Annotated in this window: 1 protein-coding gene and 1 pseudogene; one reads left to right on the top strand and one right to left on the bottom strand. The window is 76.5% G+C overall.

Features of this window, described 5'->3' with window-relative positions; all coding sequences use genetic code 11:
* Positions 1-254 (bottom strand): annotated as a pseudogene (locus AOK16_RS20080) (hypothetical protein); the annotation flags it as partial.
* Between the two features lie 458 nt (positions 255-712).
* On the opposite strand from AOK16_RS20080, the gene AOK16_RS20075 reads away from it, so the two are divergent.
* A partial coding sequence (locus tag AOK16_RS20075) for a molybdopterin oxidoreductase family protein (RefSeq protein ID WP_055473589.1) occupies positions 713-2,733 on the top strand: 2,021 nt, incomplete at its 3' end.

Below are 2,733 nucleotides of genomic sequence, written 5' to 3'. Positions count from 1 at the left end.
GGGTCGCGGCTGCCGTGGGCGACGGCGACGAGGGCAGGCGGCCGGAACGGCCCGTGGCCTGGGGCCGGCCGCGGGGCGCGGCGGAGGCTGCGGGCTCCGGCGAGCGGGAGCTGGGTGCTGAGCTGTGCGGTGATCTGGGCCATGAGCTGCGCCGTGTCCATGAGTTGGGCCCCGCTGTCGAGGTGGGCCGCGCTGTCGAGGTGGGCCGGGCCGGGGTGGTCCGGAGAGCCGGACCGGGATATCGACGCTGTCATGCGCCGATTGTGGCGAACGGGGGTTGCCGGGCGATTGCGGCGGAATGACGCCTGGTTTCGGGGGGCTCACGAGGCGTGGTGCCGGGGGGCGCCGGGGTACTCGGGGTGCCCCCGTCTCGGGCGCCGAACGCGCGGCTCCCCCTTCGGCTTTCCACCGGAGAGTTCTCCCCCCGGCTACCGCCGGAAGGCGCCTCAGCCCCTGCGGGGGCACCCCGGCGCACCCCTCCTCGCCGTCTCCCGCATACCGCTGCCGGCGGCGCCTCACAGCGCTCGGCGGGGCGCTCTGAGGTGGCCGTACCGGAGGCGTAACGCGGGCGCGCCTGGGCGCGTAACACCTCCGGCGCACGCTGGGCGGTATGGACAGCGACACCGCCGCGACCTGCGGCCCGTCGGCCCGGCCGCCCGTGCGGCCCGCCCCCGTGGACACCCACTGCCCGTACTGCGCGCTGCAGTGCGGCATGGGGCTGCGGCCGGCCGCTCCGGGCTCCGGGTCCGCCGAGGTCGTGGAGGTGGTGGAGCGGACCGCGTTCCCCGTCAACCGGGGGGCGCTGTGCGGCAAGGGCAGGACGGCGCCCGCGGTGCTGTCCTCGCGGGTGCGGCTGACCGGGCCGCTGGTGCGGAACGCCGGGACGGGCCGGCTGGAGCCGGCCGGCTGGCGGGAGGCGCTGGACCGGGTCGCGGCCGGGCTGGCCGGGACGCGCGCGGTCCACGGCGCGGACGCGGTCGGGGTGTTCGGCGGCGGCGGGCTGACGAACGAGAAGGCGTACGCGCTGGGCAAGTTCGCGCGGCTCGTGCTGAGGACCTCGCAGATCGACTACAACGGCCGGTTCTGCATGTCCTCGGCCGCCGCCGCGCACCAGCGGGCCTTCGGCCTGGACCGCGGGCTGCCGTTCCCGCTGGCGGACGTCGCGCGCACCGGCTGTGTCGTCCTGGTGGGCTCCAACCTGGCGGAGACGATGCCGCCCGCCCTGCGCCACCTGTCGGAACTGAGGGAGAACGGCGGCCGGTTGATCGTGGTCGACCCGCGCCGCACGCCGACCGCCGAACAGGCCGATCTGCACCTGGCGCCCCGGCCCGGTACGGATCTGGCGCTGGCGCTGGGGCTGCTGCACCTGGTGGTCGCCGAGGGCAGGGTGGACGAGGAGTTCGTGGCGGCCCGGACGGCCGGGTGGCCGGAGGCCAGGGCGGCGGCCATGGCGCACTGGCCGGAGCTGGTGGAGCGGATCACGGGCGTGCCGCTGCCGCAACTGCGGGCGACGGTGGGGATGTTCTGCGGCGCCCCGTCGTCGATGGTGCTCACCGCGCGCGGGCCCGAGCAGCAGTCGAAGGGCACGGACACGGTCGGCGCCTGGATCAACCTGTGCCTGGCGACCGGCCGGGCCGGGCGGCCGCTGTCCGGCTACGGCTGCCTGACCGGCCAGGGCAACGGGCAGGGCGGGCGCGAACACGGCCAGAAGGCCGACCAGTTGCCCGGCTACCGCAAGTTGACCGACCCGGCGGCCCGCGCCCATGTGGCCAGGGTGTGGGGGGTGCCGCCGGAGGATCTGCCGGGGCCGGGGCGGAGCGCGTACGAGCTGCTGGACGCGCTCGGGACGGACGTGCGGTCGCTGCTGCTGATGGGGTCCAACCCCGTGGTGTCCGCGCCGCGCGCCGCGCACGTCGAGGGGCGGCTGCGCTCCCTGGACTTCCTCGCGGTCGCCGACGTCGTGCTCTCGGAGACGGCCCGCCTCGCCGACGTGGTGCTGCCCGTGACCCAGTGGGCGGAGGAGACCGGCACCACCACCAACCTGGAGGGCAGGGTGCTGCTGCGGCGCCGGGCCGTGACACCCCCGCCGGGGGTGCGTACCGACCTGGAGGTGCTGAACGGGCTCGCCGCCAGGCTGGGTTGGGAGAAGGGCTTCCCCACCGACGCGGAAGAGGTCTTCGAGGAGCTGCGCCGCGCCTCGGCGGGCGGGCCAGCCGACTACTCGGGCATCACCTACCGCAGGATCGCCGAGGAGGACGGGGTGTTCTGGCCGTGCCCCGACGGGGCCCGGCCGCACCCCGGGACGCCCCGGCTGTTCCTGGACCGGTTCGCGACCGAGGACGGGCGGGCCCGGTTCGCGTCCGTCGCGCACCGGCCCGCGGCCGAGGAGCCGGACGCGGACTACCCGGTGCTGCTGACGACGGGGCGGGTGGTCTCGCAGTACCAGTCGGGGGCGCAGACGCGGCGGGTGCCCGAGCTGAACGCCGCCGCGCCCGGCCCGTTCGTGGAGCTGCACCCGCGGCTGGCCGAGCGGGTGGGGGTCGCCGAGGGCGAGCCAGTGGCCGTGGTCTCGCGCCGGGGCCGTGCGGTGGCGCCCGCGCGGGTCACCCGGTCCATCCGGCCGGACACGGTCTTCATGCCGTTCCACTGGCCGGGCGAGGGCCGGGCCAACACGCTCACCAACCCGGCGCTCGACCCGGTCTCGCGGATGCCGGAGTTCAAGGTGTGCGCGGT

The organism is Streptomyces pathocidini (assembly GCF_001418495.1).
Taxonomy (GTDB): Bacteria; Actinomycetota; Actinomycetes; order Streptomycetales; family Streptomycetaceae; genus Streptomyces; species Streptomyces pathocidini.
This window is presented reverse-complemented; position numbering and strand designations above follow the sequence as displayed.